Annotated in this window: 19 protein-coding genes; 11 read left to right on the top strand and 8 right to left on the bottom strand. The window is 71.8% G+C overall.

The window, feature by feature from the left end; translation table 11 throughout:
• The first annotated feature begins 28 nt into the window (after positions 1-28).
• A complete protein-coding gene (locus ACFXAE_RS11325) occupies positions 29-406 on the top strand; it encodes a winged helix-turn-helix transcriptional regulator (protein ID WP_384711521.1) in 378 nt (125 codons plus the stop codon).
• Positions 407-564: 158 nt separating this feature from the next.
• On the opposite strand, the gene ACFXAE_RS11320 is transcribed toward ACFXAE_RS11325, so the two are convergent.
• The gene (locus ACFXAE_RS11320; protein WP_384711920.1) at positions 565-708 is read right to left on the bottom strand and encodes a hypothetical protein; all 144 of its coding nucleotides are present in this window, start codon (positions 706-708) and stop codon (positions 565-567) included.
• A 58-nt stretch (positions 709-766) separates the two neighbouring features.
• Positions 767-1,033, bottom strand: coding sequence for a hypothetical protein (locus ACFXAE_RS11315; protein ID WP_384711518.1), 267 nt, complete (start codon positions 1,031-1,033; stop codon positions 767-769).
• Between the two features lie 201 nt (positions 1,034-1,234).
• Here ACFXAE_RS11315 and ACFXAE_RS11310 point away from each other — a divergent pair, with 201 nt between their 5' ends.
• Both ACFXAE_RS11310 and ACFXAE_RS11305 read left to right on the top strand, forming a co-directional pair.
• A complete protein-coding gene (locus tag ACFXAE_RS11310; protein ID WP_384711515.1) occupies positions 1,235-2,083 on the top strand; it encodes a helix-turn-helix transcriptional regulator in 849 nt (282 codons plus the stop codon).
• Positions 2,080-2,271 carry a DUF397 domain-containing protein gene (locus ACFXAE_RS11305; protein ID WP_384711512.1) on the top strand — a complete coding sequence of 64 codons (192 nt, stop codon included), beginning with the start codon at positions 2,080-2,082 and terminating at the stop codon, positions 2,269-2,271. Before ACFXAE_RS11310 ends, ACFXAE_RS11305 begins: the two co-directional genes overlap by 4 nt.
• A gap of 31 nt (positions 2,272-2,302) precedes the next feature.
• Here the strand turns inward: ACFXAE_RS11305 and ACFXAE_RS11300 are convergent, their stop codons facing one another.
• A complete protein-coding gene (locus tag ACFXAE_RS11300; RefSeq protein ID WP_384711509.1) occupies positions 2,303-2,641 on the bottom strand; it encodes a hypothetical protein in 339 nt (112 codons plus the stop codon).
• Between the two features lie 128 nt (positions 2,642-2,769).
• Here ACFXAE_RS11300 and ACFXAE_RS11295 point away from each other — a divergent pair, with 128 nt between their 5' ends.
• Positions 2,770-3,465 carry a uridine kinase gene (locus ACFXAE_RS11295; protein WP_384711506.1) on the top strand — a complete coding sequence of 232 codons (696 nt, stop codon included), beginning with the start codon at positions 2,770-2,772 and terminating at the stop codon, positions 3,463-3,465.
• On the opposite strand, the gene ACFXAE_RS11290 is transcribed toward ACFXAE_RS11295, so the two are convergent.
• Positions 3,417-4,079 carry a DUF6518 family protein gene (locus ACFXAE_RS11290; RefSeq protein WP_384711503.1) on the bottom strand — a complete coding sequence of 221 codons (663 nt, stop codon included), beginning with the start codon at positions 4,077-4,079 and terminating at the stop codon, positions 3,417-3,419. The genes ACFXAE_RS11295 and ACFXAE_RS11290 overlap by 49 nt on opposite strands.
• 355 nt (positions 4,080-4,434) lie before the next feature.
• A complete protein-coding gene (locus tag ACFXAE_RS11285; protein ID WP_384711500.1) occupies positions 4,435-5,172 on the bottom strand; it encodes a SigE family RNA polymerase sigma factor in 738 nt (245 codons plus the stop codon).
• A gap of 243 nt (positions 5,173-5,415) precedes the next feature.
• On the opposite strand from ACFXAE_RS11285, the gene afsQ1 reads away from it, so the two are divergent.
• From afsQ1 to ACFXAE_RS11260, 5 genes are all read left to right on the top strand, one after another.
• The gene (gene afsQ1 / locus ACFXAE_RS11280) at positions 5,416-6,093 is read left to right on the top strand and encodes a two-component system response regulator AfsQ1 (RefSeq protein ID WP_384711497.1); all 678 of its coding nucleotides are present in this window, start codon (positions 5,416-5,418) and stop codon (positions 6,091-6,093) included.
• Positions 6,090-7,685 carry an ATP-binding protein gene (locus ACFXAE_RS11275; protein WP_384711494.1) on the top strand — a complete coding sequence of 532 codons (1,596 nt, stop codon included), beginning with the start codon at positions 6,090-6,092 and terminating at the stop codon, positions 7,683-7,685. The genes afsQ1 and ACFXAE_RS11275 overlap by 4 nt, the downstream gene beginning before the upstream one ends.
• On the top strand, positions 7,685-8,308 hold the full coding sequence (locus ACFXAE_RS11270) for a hypothetical protein (protein WP_384711491.1): 624 nt from the start codon (positions 7,685-7,687) through the stop codon (positions 8,306-8,308). Before ACFXAE_RS11275 ends, ACFXAE_RS11270 begins: the two co-directional genes overlap by 1 nt.
• A gap of 82 nt (positions 8,309-8,390) precedes the next feature.
• Positions 8,391-8,972: a VanZ family protein gene (locus ACFXAE_RS11265; protein WP_384711488.1), complete on the top strand. Its 582-nt coding sequence runs from the start codon at positions 8,391-8,393 to the stop codon at positions 8,970-8,972.
• A 59-nt stretch (positions 8,973-9,031) separates the two neighbouring features.
• Positions 9,032-9,232: a PspC domain-containing protein gene (locus tag ACFXAE_RS11260; RefSeq protein WP_361751273.1), complete on the top strand. Its 201-nt coding sequence runs from the start codon at positions 9,032-9,034 to the stop codon at positions 9,230-9,232.
• 87 nt (positions 9,233-9,319) lie between these two features.
• Here ACFXAE_RS11260 and ACFXAE_RS11255 read toward each other — a convergent pair whose 3' ends face one another.
• Positions 9,320-9,664 carry an ATP-binding protein gene (locus ACFXAE_RS11255; protein WP_384711484.1) on the bottom strand — a complete coding sequence of 115 codons (345 nt, stop codon included), beginning with the start codon at positions 9,662-9,664 and terminating at the stop codon, positions 9,320-9,322.
• 113 nt (positions 9,665-9,777) lie between these two features.
• Complete coding sequence (locus ACFXAE_RS11250; RefSeq protein ID WP_384711481.1) at positions 9,778-10,959, bottom strand: adenosine deaminase; 1,182 nt, start codon at positions 10,957-10,959, stop codon at positions 9,778-9,780.
• A gap of 113 nt (positions 10,960-11,072) precedes the next feature.
• On the opposite strand from ACFXAE_RS11250, the gene ACFXAE_RS11245 reads away from it, so the two are divergent.
• On the top strand, positions 11,073-11,834 hold the full coding sequence (locus ACFXAE_RS11245; protein WP_384711478.1) for an alpha/beta hydrolase: 762 nt from the start codon (positions 11,073-11,075) through the stop codon (positions 11,832-11,834).
• A 134-nt stretch (positions 11,835-11,968) separates the two neighbouring features.
• On the opposite strand, the gene ACFXAE_RS11240 is transcribed toward ACFXAE_RS11245, so the two are convergent.
• The gene (locus tag ACFXAE_RS11240) at positions 11,969-12,931 is read right to left on the bottom strand and encodes a LysR substrate-binding domain-containing protein (protein WP_384711475.1); all 963 of its coding nucleotides are present in this window, start codon (positions 12,929-12,931) and stop codon (positions 11,969-11,971) included.
• A 63-nt stretch (positions 12,932-12,994) separates the two neighbouring features.
• Here ACFXAE_RS11240 and ACFXAE_RS11235 point away from each other — a divergent pair, with 63 nt between their 5' ends.
• The gene (locus tag ACFXAE_RS11235) at positions 12,995-14,299 is read left to right on the top strand and encodes an MFS transporter (protein WP_384711472.1); all 1,305 of its coding nucleotides are present in this window, start codon (positions 12,995-12,997) and stop codon (positions 14,297-14,299) included.
• The last annotated feature ends 95 nt before the right edge of the window (positions 14,300-14,394 follow it).

Below are 14,394 nucleotides of genomic sequence, written 5' to 3'. Positions count from 1 at the left end.
TGACCTGCGCGCGATGATGGGCGGCGAGATGACTGATCACGACGCCCACTGCCATGACCTGGTCGCCGATTGCCGTCTGCGCGCGGCCACCGATCTCTTCGCCCACACCTGGGATCCCGTCGTGCTGGCGGCACTTCGCGTGGGCCCACGACGGCGCCGTGAGCTGCGCGCCGCGATCGGAGGCATGAGCGACAAGGTGCTGACCGAGTCCTTGCGCCGTCTGCTCGCGCACGGACTGATCGAGCGGCACGCCCGCGCCGAGGCGCCACCACGCGTCGACTACGCCCTGACCGGCTTGGGGCAAAGCCTGGTCGAGGGCCCGATGACCGCGCTCGGACGCTGGGCACTCGAACACGGCGACGAACTTCTCGAAGCCCAGGAGTCCAGCGCCACGAGAGGTCTGTGAACGCGGCTTGACATGGATCAAGCCGTCGTTCCTGCGGGTGGAGCGCCGAGGAAGGCCAGGAGACGGTCCTCAGGTGAAACGGGCGCCTACCAGGGTGCGATGGACCCCGAACGCGACGTACGGCTTCAACCGCTTCCACTCCAGTCACAGCCCGCGCCTCACCGCGCCGCCCCCTGACCGGCCCGGAGCGCGGTGGCGAGCGCACGGGCCGTGGCCACGTTGCAGCGCCCCAGGTCGATCAACGCGAGCGGAGCGGACCCGGCGCACGAGACCGCGTCGAGTCCGAGGGACGGCAACGTCACCCCCGCCGCCTTGAGCGCGTCGCGCAGCTCCGCACACGCCCGTTCGGCGTCTCCTACCTCAGAGAACCTCCCCTCTGCTGCGGGCGTTGGCCCTGGCGATCCGGGCCCGCAGCAGTGGCTCCGCCCGTTCCAGGACGTGCAGCGGCCGCACGTCGGCGGGCAGCGCCGTCCACTCCGTGCCGCCGCCCTCGGGGCGCAGCCATACGAACCCGTCCTGGTGGTCCATGACGATCCCGCGCCTGTCCTGCCGTACGTCGTGGGCGAGTTCACCGACCGGGAGTCGGGTCTCACCTGGTGCGGTCTGCTGCCGCTTCTCGCTGTTCACACCTCAAGCGTCACGGTGAGCGACGGCCGCCGACCAGGGTGCCGGTGTTCCGGACCGGGTTACGGAACAGCCGCCACCTGCACATCATCACCATTCGCACCCACACTGTCACCAAGCGCGACTACCGTTGGTGGACGTCCTGTTCCCCTGGGAACACGGAACGGGGCGGCACGCCGACACGGCAAGGGAGCACCGACCAGCATGACCCGGCCCGCCCGGAACCTCGAACCCGCCGGCTCCGCCCGCGACCTGTACGGAGTCGAGCTGCGTCGCCAACGTCAGCTCATCGGCCTGTCGTTGGACCGGATGTCGGACATCGTCAACTACAGCAAGACACATCTGCACGGAGTGGAGACGGGGGAACGACTTCCACTGCCTCCGCTCTCGGAAAAGTTGGATGCGGCTTTCGGGACGGGGGAGCTGTTCCAGGGGCTGTGGGGGGCTGTGAAGCGGGAGCACACGCCAAGGCGGTTCGATCACTGCCTTGAGCTGGAGGCCCAGGCGGTGCGGATTCAGGCCTACAACGCAAGCGTCATCCCCGGCCTCCTCCAGACACCGGCGTACATGCGGGCACTGTTCGAAGAAGGCGAACGGGGAAGGGCATGCACGGAGATCGATGCGCTGGCAGCCGCGCGCTTGGGCCGCCAGGAAGTCCTGCGCGGAGATGACCCACCGGCCTGCTGGTGGATCCTCAGCGAGGCGACTCTCCGGCTGGCCGTGGGCGGTCCAGCGGTGATGCGCGAGCAACTCACGGCGTTGCTTCCTCTGGTGAACACGCGCCGCACAACAATCCAGGTCGCACCGTTCGCGCTGGGCGCCTGCTCCCTGACAAGCGGCACCCTCGTTCTGCTGACGCTCCCGGACGGCTCCGTCACCCTGTACCAGGAGGGCGCCGGGAACGGGGAGGTCTTCGACGACCGCGAGACGGTCACGCGGCGTGTGGGAGACTTCGATTATATGAAGGCATGCGCTCTCTCACCTCGGGAGTCCGCAGCGTTGATCCAAGCAGCGTTGGAGTCATACGAGCCGTGCGAGCCAACCCGAACGTGAGCACCGCCCGCTGGCGCAAGTCCTCCTACAGCGGGGGCGAGCAGGGAGACGAATGCGTCGAGGTCTGCGACGACTTCCCCGGCGCGGTCCCGGTCCGTGACAGCAAGGACATGTCCGGACCCGTCCTGATGCTGGACGCGGCGGCCTGGCAGCCGTTCGTCGATGGCATCAAGGACAGTTCCCTGTAGGACGGACGAGGGGCACTGCGGACGGCAGGGATCAGCTCCTCAGCGCGTCCGTCGTCTGCCCCACCATCGGAATACTGCCCACCGACCGCGCCTGGGCCACCGGCCCCGTCACCTCCCGTGAGTCCACCGGGCGGAAGTCGGCGACCTGGGTGCCGACGCCGTTGTCGAGCGGGTCCACGCCGGTGCCGGCGAGCGGGTTGGGCTTGAGGTCCGCGACCGTGCCCACGGCCTGGCCGGTGTCGTCGAGGGGCAGTGCGGACTCCGCGGCCGCCGCCGTCGCCGCACCGCCGCCGAGCGCGAAGCCCGCCGTGGCGAGGACCGCGAGGGCACGTCGGGCGGTCGGCGTCGTGGGTGCCTTGTGTCGGGCCATCGCTGTGCCACCTGTTGCCTTCGCTGGGTGATCGGTTCGTCGCGAAGGGTAGTGGATGTGTGATGCGCGCTTCAAAGCCGGGCCTCGGGGTCGTACCCCGCCCGGCTGATGCCTCAGACTGGTGTCCCGTGAGTTCCCAGTCGCCCATATCCGCGCGAGTCGTGCTGCTCTGCGGCCCCTCCGGCTCCGGCAAGTCCCTTCTCGCGGCCCGCTCCGGTCTTCCGGTGCTGCGTCTCGACGACTTCTACAAGGAGGGCGACGACCCGACCCTCCCCCTGGTCGCGGGGAGCTCCGACATCGACTGGGACCATCCCGGCTCCTGGGACGCGGACGTCGCCGTCGCCGCGATCGACCGGCTGTGCCGCACGCGTCGTACACAGGTTCCCGTCTACGACATCTCGCTGAGCGCCCGTACGGGTGAGGGGAGCGTCGACATCGGCGGGACCCCGCTGTTCATCGCGGAGGGCGTCTTCGCCGCGGAGATCGTCACCCGCTGCCGTGAACTGGGCCTGCTGGCCGACGCCCTGTGTCTGAGCCGGGGGCCGGTACGGACGTTCCGGCGGCGCTTCCTGCGGGATCTCAGGGAGGGCCGTAAGTCGGTGCCGTTCCTGCTGCGCCGCGGCTGGCGGCTGATGCGGGCGGAGCGGTCGATCATCGCCCGCCAGACGGCGCTGGGCGCGTACGCCTGCGACCGGGACGAGGCGCTCGGCCGGCTGGCGCGGGCCGCGGTCGCCGAGCGCTCGGGGACGGCGGTACCGGGCGTGCCGGACCAGCTTCAGATCGAGCCGATGAGGCGGTCGAGGACCAACAATTCGGCGAGGTAGAAGGCGAATCCGAACACGGGGGCGAGTACGGCGCACAGCCAGTGGCGACGCACCCCGGCGCGCGCCAGGAAGACGGTCAGGGCAGCGGTGATCAGCGCGCCGATGGACAGGAAGGCGGCCGCCTCTCCCCAGTAGTCGAGCGCCAGCCCCATCCAGAGCCCCTCTCCCAGTACGACCATCGCGATGGCCGCCCCCGCCCACGCCCGCACGTCGCCCTGTCCGTGCCGTACGGTCCAGCCGGCCCATCCGAGCAGCGGGCCTCCCGCCAGTCCCGCGACCGCCCACACGGCGGCGGTGCCGAGGCCTCCCGCACCGAAGTCGTCCCCGAGCGAGGACGCCGCGTAGTAGCCGGCGCAGGTGGTGAGCATCATCAGCGGCCCGCTCCAGACGGCGAGCGGCCGGGACCGGATCAGCACACCGGCCAGGGCGGTCCAGATGATCCAGGTGGACACGGAGTTGGTCGCCCGCTCCAACAGGGGTGTCGTCCCGTGCAGGGTGTACGTCGCCCAGCCCAGCACCAGCCCGAAGGCCGCGACGGCGGTGAGGACGGCGAGGGGGGTGTCGCGCCGGGATACGGTCGCGGCGGCTGCGGGTGCGGTGGTCGTGGTGGTCACGAGGTGAACTATACACAGTGCGTATACACGCAGTGTGTAGTCGTCGGGGGCTTCCACGCGCCCTGGTGGTGGGGTCGTCGGCGAGGCGCCGTACGGCGGCGAAGGAGCGCGGGCACACGAAAGAGCGGGACCGCGTTACGGGCCCCCCGGCCCTGCGCAGTCCCGCTGTTTCGCACTCCCCCGTGATCCCCTGGATCCCTCTTGGTCCCCCGGATCCGCAGAGGTCCCCCGTGACCCCCTTGTGCTGCCCCCTCCGATCCCCCGCTTGTCGCGGCGACGTCCCCCGACGTCCCCGCGGTCCCCCGTGTTCTCCGGAATCCCCCCGGATCCCGGATCCCCCGTTCCCCCCGTACCTTCAGGCGACGAGCTCCCCGAAGGCGTTCTCCTCGTCACGGCCGAAGCTGAGGACCTCGTCCTCGCGCAGCCGGCGGAGCGACCGCCAGATGCTGGACTTCACCGTGCCGACACTGATGCCGAGGATGTCCGCGATCTCCGGGTCCGTGCGGCCCTCGTAGTAGCGCAGGACCAGCATGGTGCGCTGGAGTTCGGGCAGCCGGGCCAGCGCCTGCCACAGCACGGCGCGCAGCTCGGTGCCGCGCATCGCGTCCGTGTCGCCGGCCGTCTCCGGCAGTTCCTCGGTCGGGTACTCGTTCAGCTTGCGGCGGCGCCACGCGCTGATGTGCAGGTTGGTCATGGTGCGGCGGAGGTATCCGCCGACCGCCGCCTTGTCGCTGATCCGGTCCCACGCCCGGTAGGTCGAGAACAGCGCGCTCTGCAGCAGGTCCTCGGCCTCGAAGCGGTCGCCGGTCAGGTGGTAGGCGGTGGCGTACAGGGAGGCGCGGCGCTCCTGGACGTAGGCGGTGAACTCCGCCTCCGGCAGGGAGCGGCGCTCCCCCGGGCCCTCCCCGTACGCGTTCCCCCCGTCGGTGTCCCCCGTGGGTGCGTCAACCACCGTCATGATCGTGGTGTGCTGACGCCCGGTGCCGCGGGCGCACCCCCGCATGCCCGCCGCACCGGACTTCTCGGAACCCCGGTGCACGTCGTGCAGACGCGTGATCACTGCGCTGGAGCTGGTGCCGTGCAGCGTGTTCATCTCGCGCCCCCCGTCGTGGACTTCCGGTGTTCTGTCCTGCCGTTGTGCTTGTGCCGAAAAGCTTGCCGGTGGACCTTCATGGCCGTGTCCGCCGACTGTCACAGACGTGTCACAGGGGTCGGTCACGGTGGGCCCACAGATCCTTCACAGGCGCCCGTGCACGGAGCGGCACGTATGGGGGCTCAATGGGCATCTGTCGTCCACGGGTCGAACAGGGAGCCCTCCATGGGCCAGAATGAGCCCGTGCCTTCACTGTTGCTGATCGAGGACGACGACGCCATCCGCACGGCCCTGGAGCTGTCACTGACACGCCAGGGTCACCGGGTGGCGACCGCTGCCAGCGGTGAGGACGGTCTGAAGCTGCTGCGTGAGCAGCGGCCGGATCTCATCGTGCTGGACGTGATGCTGCCCGGCATCGACGGGTTCGAGGTGTGCCGCCGCATCCGCCGCACGGACCAGTTGCCGATCATCCTGCTGACCGCGCGCAACGACGACATCGACGTGGTGGTCGGGCTGGAGTCCGGCGCCGACGACTACGTCGTCAAGCCGGTGCAGGGCCGGGTGCTGGACGCCCGTATCCGGGCGGTGCTGCGGCGCGGGGAGCGGGAGTCCAGCGACTCGGCGACCTTCGGCAGCCTGGTCATCGACCGTTCGGCGATGACGGTGACGAAGGACGGCGAGGACCTCCAGTTGACGCCGACCGAGCTGCGGCTGCTGCTCGAACTGAGCCGGCGGCCGGGGCAGGCGTTGTCCCGGCAGCAGTTGCTGCGGCTGGTGTGGGAGCACGACTACCTGGGCGACTCGCGTCTGGTGGACGCCTGTGTCCAGCGGCTGCGCGCCAAGGTCGAGGACGTGCCGTCGTCCCCGACCCTGATCCGTACCGTGCGCGGCGTCGGCTACCGGCTGGACACGCCTCAGTGACACAGGAGCACCAAGGGGGGGCCCGCGACTGGTCCGCGGCGCGCGGGAGGGTCTGGTCACGGCTGCGGTTCACCAGTCTGCGGCTGCGGCTGGTCGTGGTGTTCGGGATGGTCGCGCTCACCGCCGCGGTGTCCGCGTCCGGCATCGCGTACTGGCTGAACCGCGAGTCGGTGCTGACCCGTACCCAGGACGCGGTGCTGCGCGACTTCGAGCAGGAGATGCGCAACCGGGCGGGCGCGCTGCCCGAGCACCCCACGCAGGACGAACTGCAGCGCACGGCGGGCCAGATGGCGACCAGCAGCCAGCGCTTCACCGTGCTGCTGGTCGCCGAGAACCCCGACGGGCGGACCGTGTACGGCAGTTCGGGCGGACTGAACGGCTTCTCGCTGCAGGACGTGCCGGTCCCGCTGCGCGAGGCGGTGACCGAGCGGCAGAAGATCACGTCGAACAACAAGTACCCGCACCATCTGTACTGGCAGCGGATCGTCGACGGCGACGCCCCGTACCTGGTGGCGGGGACGCGGGTGATCGGCGGCGGGCCGACCGGCTACATGCTGAAGTCGCTGGAGCCGGAGGCCAAGGACCTCAACTCGCTCGCCTGGTCGCTGGGGATCGCCACCGGGCTGGCGCTGATAGGTTCCGCGCTGCTCGCGCACGCGGCGGCCACGACGGTGCTGAAGCCGGTGCAGCGGCTCGGGGCGGCCGCGCGGCGGCTCGGCGAGGGGAAGCTGGACACGCGGCTCAGGGTGTCGGGCACCGATGAACTGGCCGACCTGTCACGGACGTTCAACAAGGCGGCCGAGGCGCTGGAGAAGCGGGTGGCGGACATGGCGGGGCGCGACGAGGCGTCCCGGCGGTTCGTGGCGGACATGAGCCACGAGCTGCGTACGCCACTGACCGCGATCACGGCGGTGACCGAGGTCCTGGAGGAGGAGCTGGAGTCCGAGGGCGGCGGCATCGACCCGATGATCGAGCCCGCGGTACGGCTGGTGGTGAGCGAGACCCGGCGGCTGAACGACCTGGTGGAGAACCTGATGGAGGTGACCCGCTTCGACGCGGGCACCGCCCGGCTGGTCCTCGACGACGTCGACATGTCCGACCAGATCACCGCCTGCATCGACGCGCGCGCCTGGCTGGACGCGGTCGACCTGGACGCCGAGCGCGGCATCCACGCCCGGATCGACCCGCGCCGGCTGGACGTGATCCTGGCGAACCTGATCGGGAACGCGCTCAAGCACGGCGGGTCGCCGGTGCGGGTCTCGGTACGGGAGGACGGCGCGGAGGGCGCCGAGGACGGGGGCGCGGTGGTCATCGAGGTGCGGGACCACGGTCCTGGCATCCCGGAGGAGGTCCTGCCGCACGTCTTCGACCGCTTCTACAAGGCGAGCGCCTCGCGGCCGCGTTCCGAGGGCAGCGGCCTGGGTCTGTCCATCGCGCTGGAGAACGCCCACATCCACGGTGGCGAGATCACCGCGGCCAACTCCCCCGACGGCGGTGCCGTGTTCACCCTGCGGCTGCCGCGGGACGTGTCCGCGCAGAGCCCTTCGGAGAAGACCGGCGGGACCGGGGACGAGGGCGCTGAGGGGGCCTGATGAACGTACGACGGACTGCCGTGCGCCGTGTGCCGGTGCTGCTGGCCGCGGGAGCGCTCGGGGCACTGCTCACCGGGTGCGGGATACGGGCCACGGAGGTGCCGACCGACTTCGGTCCCGCGCCGTCGCGGGTGCGCTGCTCGCCGACCGGGCCGGAGGCGTCGACGCAGGCGGAGCGGGGACTGCCGGTGCAGGTGTTCCTGCTGTGCGGGTCGTCGCTGGTGGCCGTGGACCGGACGGTGCGGGTGCCGGACGGGGCGGCGGACTCGCGGCGCGTGCTGGTGGCGCAGGGACTGCTGGACGAGTTGTCCCAGAAGCCGTCGGCCGCCGAGCAGCGGGCCGGGTACAGCACGCGGGTACGGAGCGGGACGACCGTGAGCGGTCCGCGGCCCGGCGATCCGGAGGACACGCTGCGGCTGAGCACCGCGCCCGGGGGTCTCAGCTCGGCCGGGCTCGCGCAGATCGTGTGCACCTTCTCCGACTCGGCCGCGGCCGAGGGCGACGGCTCGGTGATCCTGGGCGGCCCCGACGACGCCCGGCCGCGCCGCTACGCGTGCACGGACGAGGTCCGGTCCCGTCCGGACGACGAGGAACCGCCGTCCTCGGAGGCCACCGGCGGGTGAGCCCCCGCTGTGGCGCACGCCTCATGCGGTGAACGGGTGACATCCCGGAACCGATCGTGCCGGAGGCCGCGTCTAGGGGGGCGTGCAGCGTCAAGGCTTCATCGGCGGCTCCGCCGCGACCCGTATCCGCGTGACAGGGGGTCTCCTCCTGGCCGCGTATCTCGCGTTCGTCGCCTGGTACACGCTGCGCCCCCTGGACGTCCCCTGGGTGATGCCCGCCAATCTGCGGCCGCTGGACGGCATCCGGGGCGACTTCGCGCTGGGCTGGGCGGCGGGGGTCCGCCGGATCTGCGAGGGGCTGGCGCTGCTCGCGCCGCTGGGTGTGCTGCTGCCGATGGCCGGGGGCCGGCCGACCGCCTCGCGGCTGGGTTCGCTGATCCGCACCACGGCGGCGACCGCGCTGGTGTCGCTGGCCGTCGAGATGGCGCAGACGGCGGTGCCGGGCCAGGTCGTGGACGTCGACTCGCTGCTGCTCAACACGGCGGGCGCGGCGCTCGCGCATGCGGCGGTGGTGCCGGCGGTCCGCGCCCGGCTGCACCGCCGGGCGGTACGGCGGTCCGTCACGGCCCTCCTTGCGGAGGAGCCGTCTCAGGGGAGGACCCCGACGATTCCCAGGGTCGGGATCGCCCCGTGGAGCGATGCTTTGCCCCCTTCGTCTCCGTAACGTGGAGTGCATGGAGGCAGCCGGTCGGGAGGCCTCGCACCGCTCACGAAGGAGTCGCGATGAGCCGCCTCGCCCGCCCCACCAACGACCGCATGATCGGCGGAGTGTGCGCCGCGCTGGCCCGGCGCTTCGGCACCTCGGCGACCACGATGCGGGTGATCTTCCTGCTGTCGTGTCTGCTTCCGGGGCCGCAGTTCCTGCTGTACGCGGCGCTGTGGATCCTGTTGCCGTCGGAGGACAAGGCCCGCGCGGCCTGGTGACTCCGCGGCGCCGCCTCCCGCGCGTACGCCGATGGGGCGCGACCCGGTTCCGGGTGCGCCCCATCGGTACGTTTCCGCCTGGCGGGATCAGGCGCCGACCGGCACCCCGTTGAGGGTGACGCCCTGGGCGGGCAGCTCCTGCAGCGGCATACCGCCGAGGAGACCGGTGGCCGGGACCTCCGGGCCCACCTGCCGGGCGACCGGCTGCGCGGTCGCCACGCCGGTGCCGGCCAGTTCCTGGCCCGTCGCCAGCGCCCGGTCCGAGCCGGGCAGCGCGGTGAGCTTCTCCGCCGGTACGGCCCGGCTGACGGTGTCCAGCGCCGGAGCGGCGTCCGGGACGGCCGGGGCCGCGTTGGCGGCGCCGGCACCGGCGGCGGCGAAGGCGGCACCCAGCACGGCGACACCGAGGGTCTTGGCAGCAGACTGCTTCATGAAATGCGTCCTCGAAATGGGATACGGGGAGTGAGCGGTGCTGAGACCGTAAACACGGGGCGCCTCCCGCCGCAAACACCCACATGCGGACGGATGGTGAACGTCGACGGCGTTCACGTTTCCCGCGGACGCCGCTCTCGGCTTTCCGTTACCGGAGAACCGCTGGTGGCGGACGTCCGCCGGAACAGCCATTCGGATTTCAGCTCGGCGTATCCGGGCTTGACGACGTCATTGATCATGGCCAGTCGTTCATCGAAAGGAATGAACGCTGATTTCATCGCATTGACGGAGAACCACTGCATGTCGTCGAGCGTGTAACCGAAGGCATCGACCAGGTGCTCGAATTCCCGGCTCATGGTGGTGTGGGACATCAGGCGGTTGTCGGTGTTCACCGTGGCCCGGAAGTGCAGCCGACGCAGCAGGCCGATGGGATGCTCGGCGTACGAGGCGGCGGCCCCGGTCTGGAGGTTGGAGCTCGGGCAGAGTTCCAGCGGGATGCGCTTGTCCCGGACGTAGGAGGCCAGCCGGCCGAGCTCGACCGTGCCGTCGTCGCGGACCCGGATGTCGTCGATGATGCGCACCCCGTGTCCCAACCGGTCGGCACCGCACCACTGGAGGGCCTGCCAGATGGACGGCAGCCCGAACGCCTCACCGGCGTGGATGGTGAAGTGGTTGTTCTCCCGTTTCAGGTACTCGAAGGCGTCGAGGTGCCGGGTGGGCGGGTGGCCGGCCTCGGCGCCCGCGATGTCGAAGCCGACGACGCCCAGGCCCCGGTAGCGGTTGGCGAGTTCGGCGATCTCCAGGGCTCGGGCGGCGTGCCGCATCGCGGTGAGCAGGGCGCCGACCCGGATGCGGTGGCCGTTCTCCCTCGCGCGCCGCTCCCCCTGCCGGAAGCCCTCGTCGACCGCCTCGACGACCTCTTCGAGGGTCAGTCCGCCGTCGAGGTGCTGCTCGGGCGCGTAGCGCACCTCGGCGTAGACGACTCCGTCCTCGGCGAGGTCCTCGGCGCACTCGGCGGCGACCCGGACGAGGGCGTCGCGGGTCTGCATGACGCCGACGGTGTGCGCGAACGTCTCCAGGTACCGCTCCAGGGAACCCGAGTCGGCGGCCTCCCTGAACCACAGGCCGAGCTTGCCGGGGTCCGTGTCGGGGAGCCGGTCGTACCCGTTCTCACGGGCCAGGTCGACGACGGTGCCGGGGCGCAGGCCGCCGTCGAGGTGATCGTGCAGCAGAACCTTGGGCGCCCGGCGGATCTGGTCCGTGGTCGGGGTGTTCGCGATGGTCTGGCTCGTCATTTCCGCACTTTAACTCCTACGCGCGTAGATCACCCGGTGGGCGAATACGTCGATACGTAACGGTGACCGCACGGCCGGGTGGAGTACACCCGCACTTCTGAGAATGTTCTGCCATGGCACAGGAAGCGACGCCGGTTCGCACGGCCCGGCTGGGGAGGGCCCTCGGCCCGGAGCCGACGGCGGTGGGCGGAGTGGTACTGCTGCTCCCCGGCGGCGAGGAGGTGTCCGGCCGCAGACCGTCCGCCGTGCTGGCGGCCGCCTCCGTACGCGCCTTGGGGCGCCGCCTCGCCCGCGCGGGCCGGGACCGGAGTCTCGCCGCCCATGTCGTCCACTACCGCTACCGGGGCTGGAACGGCAGCGAGGCGCATCTCGCGCGCGACGCCGCGTGGGCCGCCGACGAGGCCGTACGGCGCTACGGGGACGTCCCCGTCTGCCTCGCCGGGACCGGCATGGGCGGCAGGGCCGCGCTCCGCGCGGCGGGCCACGGGGCCGTCAACTCCGTGCTGGCACTCGCCCCCTGGCTGCCGGACGAGGATGTGGCGGCACCACCCGAACCGGTGAAACAGCTCGCCGGGCGGCGGGTGCTGATCGTGCACGGCACGAACGACGCGCGTAGCGATCCCGAGTTGTCGTTCCGGCTGGCGGCGCGGGCGAAGAAGGCGAACCGGGAGGTGTGCCGGTTCGAAGTCCATTCGGACGGGCACGGGTTGAGCCAGTACCGGGACGAAGTGCTGGCACTGGCCGAGGACTTCGTGATGGGGGCGTTGTTCGGGCGGGCTTTCTCGCGGCCCGTGCAGGATGCCCTGGCGGCGCCTCCGCCGTTGGGGCTGCGGATGCCGCTCGCCGCCGGGTTCGGGAAGTCTTTGCGGCGGTAGCGCCGGTGGGGTGGCTGTCGTCCGGCCTGTGCGGGTTCGTTGTGGCTTGTCGCGCCCGCGCGGCGGAGCCGCATATCGATACAGCCCCGCGCCCCTGGGGTGTCGCCCCTGCGTCGGCAGCCGGTCGCCCCTCCTCAAGTCGGCAGCAGCGTACCCCTCTTGGAGAGCAGGAACTTCTTGAAGGCGGCCACCGGGGGTGTGTCCGGGTGGCCGGCCAGCCAGGCCACGCCGATCTCCCTGGCCGCCCTGGGGGCCGTGACCGTCAGTTCGACCACTCCGGGGCGGGGGAAGGCCGGCGGGGGCAGGAGGGCCACGCCCAGGCCCGCCGCCACGAGGCCGCGCAGGGTTTCGGCCTCCTCCCCCTCGAAGGCGATGCGGGGTTTGAAGCCGGCCTGCGTGCAGAGGTCGTCGGTGATGCGGCGCAGGCCGTAGCCGGGTTCCAGGGTCACGAAGGTCTCGTCGGCGGCCTCGGCGAGGCGGATGCGGCGGCGGCCGGCGAGGCGGTGGTCGGCGGGGACGACCAGGCGCAGCTTCTGCTCGTCGAGGCGGCGGGCGACGAGGTCGGGGGCGTCGGGCACCGGGGAGGTCAGGCACAGGTCGAGTTCACCCGCGCGCAGGCGTTCCAGCATCGCCTCGCCGTAGTTCTGGACCAGGCTGAAGCGGATGCGCGGGTGGTCGGCGCGGAAGGCGTGCAGCAGACCGGGCACGGTCTCGGCGCCCATGGTGTGCAGGAAGCCGAAGGCGACCTTGCCGGTGGCGGGGTCGGCGTCGGCGCGCACCTCGTCGGCTGCGCGCTCGATCTCGGCGAGGGCGCGCTCGACGGAGGTGAGGAAGGTCCGGCCGGCCGGGGTGAGGGAGACGGTGCGGCCGTGACGGGCGAACAGTTCGACGCCCAGGTCCTGTTCGAGGCGGACCATCGCCCGGGAGAGGGTGGACTGCGGGACCTGCATCTCCTGGGCGGCGCGGGTGACGTGCTCGGTGCGGGCGACACCGGCGAAGTGGGCGAGCCGGGGCGCCAGCAGTCTCGACATGTCGGTCGTGTCTTGTGTGTCACTGATCCGTGACAGCCGGCTCCGTGACCTCTGCTCATGCACCATGGGAACGATTATGGCGATTCCGTGCATTGGACGGATGAGCGGGGGCGTACGTAGCTTCGAGGCATGACTCCCGCCAGTACCGGGGCGTCCACCAGCGTGGGCGCCGTCGCATCCGTTCCCTCCGCCCGGCCGTCCGCCCCCTCCGCCCGGCCGTCCGTCCCCGAGGCCCGGATGTCTCCGGGCGGACCCGGCTACCGCCGGATGAGTCTCGCCCTGTTCCTCGCGGGGGTCGCGACCTTCGCGCTGCTGTACTCCACCCAGGCCCTGCTGCCGTTGATCTCCGGCGACTTCGCGGTGAGCGCGGGTGACGCGAGCTGGACGGTGGCGGCGGCGACCGGTGGCCTGGCGCTGTTCGTGCTGCCGATGAGCGCGCTGTCGGAGCGTTATGGACGGCGTACGGTCATGACGGCCTCCCTGGCCGCCGCGGTGACCCTCGGACTGCTGGTGCCGTTCGCGCCGTCGCTGGGCGCGCTGGTGGCGCTGCGCGCGTTGCAGGGTGCGGCGCTGGCCGGGCTGCCGGCGTCGGCGACCGCGTATCTCGCGGAGGAGGTCACGCCGAAGGCGCTGGTCACCGCGATCGGGCTGTTCGTCGCCGGTAACAGTGTCGGCGGGATGAGCGGCCGGGTGATCACCGGCTGGGTGGCGCAGGAGTGGGGCTGGCGGGTCGCCGTCGGGGTGATCGGTGTGATCGCGGTGGCGTGCGCGGTGGCGTTCCGGCTGCTGCTGCCGGCGCCGAGGCACTTCCGTCCGGGCTCGCTGCGGCCGGGTGTGCTGGCGCGCACCGTCCGGGGGCATCTCGCCGATCCGCTGCTGCGGCGGCTGTACGCGATCGGCGCGCTGTTCATGACGGTGTTCGGCGGTGTCTACACGGTCATCGGCTACCGGCTGACCGAGGCGCCGTTCTCGCTGCCGCAGGGCATCGTGGGCTCGATCTTCCTGGTGTATCTGGTGGGTACCGCCTCGGCTTCGGCGGCCGGGCGGCTGGTGGGGCGGCTGGGCCGCCGGGGCGCGCTGTACGCGGGCGGCGGGACGACGGCGGCGGGGCTGCTGCTGTCGCTGGCCGGGTCGCTGCCGGTGGTGCTGCTGGGGCTGGTGCTGATCACGGCGGGCTTCTTCGCGGGGCACGCGGTGGCGTCGTCGGCGGTCGGGAAGACGGCGACGGTGGGGCGTGCGCAGGCGTCGGCCCTGTATCAGTCCGCGTACTACGTCGGTTCCAGTGTGGGGAGCACGGTGGGGGCGCTCGCGTTCCACGCGGGGGGCTGGGGCGGCACGGTGGGGGTCGGGCTGGTGGCGGTGGCCGGGGTCGCGGCGATCACCCTGGCCGGGACGCGGGCGGCGGCGCGGGCGGCTGTGGTCCGGCCGGCCTGAGGTTTTCGCCCCGCCGCCCCTTGCCGTCCCCTCCTGGGGCTGCGCCCCGGACCTCGTCCTCACCCGCCGGACGGGCTGATCCAGCCCGTCCGGCG

This window comes from Streptomyces sp. NPDC059454 (assembly GCF_042749965.1).
In the GTDB taxonomy this organism is placed as follows: Bacteria; Actinomycetota; Actinomycetes; order Streptomycetales; family Streptomycetaceae; genus Streptomyces.
This window is presented reverse-complemented; position numbering and strand designations above follow the sequence as displayed.

Excerpts from the sequence above, each read along its gene's own strand:
- ACFXAE_RS11260 (WP_361751273.1), top strand. The coding sequence starts at position 9,032 with ATGAGCCGCCTCGCCCGCCCCACCAACGACCGCATGATCGGCGGAGTG.
- ACFXAE_RS11255 (WP_384711484.1), bottom strand. The coding sequence starts at position 9,664 with ATGAAGCAGTCTGCTGCCAAGACCCTCGGTGTCGCCGTGCTGGGTGCC.
- ACFXAE_RS11310 (WP_384711515.1), top strand. The coding sequence starts at position 1,235 with ATGACCCGGCCCGCCCGGAACCTCGAACCCGCCGGCTCCGCCCGCGAC.
- ACFXAE_RS11325 (WP_384711521.1), top strand. The coding sequence starts at position 29 with ATGACTGATCACGACGCCCACTGCCATGACCTGGTCGCCGATTGCCGT.
- ACFXAE_RS11285 (WP_384711500.1), bottom strand. The coding sequence starts at position 5,172 with ATGAACACGCTGCACGGCACCAGCTCCAGCGCAGTGATCACGCGTCTG.
- ACFXAE_RS11240 (WP_384711475.1), bottom strand. The coding sequence starts at position 12,931 with ATGGTGCATGAGCAGAGGTCACGGAGCCGGCTGTCACGGATCAGTGAC.
- ACFXAE_RS11245 (WP_384711478.1), top strand. The coding sequence starts at position 11,073 with ATGGCACAGGAAGCGACGCCGGTTCGCACGGCCCGGCTGGGGAGGGCC.
- ACFXAE_RS11235 (WP_384711472.1), top strand. The coding sequence starts at position 12,995 with ATGACTCCCGCCAGTACCGGGGCGTCCACCAGCGTGGGCGCCGTCGCA.
- ACFXAE_RS11250 (WP_384711481.1), bottom strand. The coding sequence starts at position 10,959 with ATGACGAGCCAGACCATCGCGAACACCCCGACCACGGACCAGATCCGC.
- ACFXAE_RS11270 (WP_384711491.1), top strand. The coding sequence starts at position 7,685 with ATGAACGTACGACGGACTGCCGTGCGCCGTGTGCCGGTGCTGCTGGCC.
- ACFXAE_RS11300 (WP_384711509.1), bottom strand. The coding sequence starts at position 2,641 with ATGGCCCGACACAAGGCACCCACGACGCCGACCGCCCGACGTGCCCTC.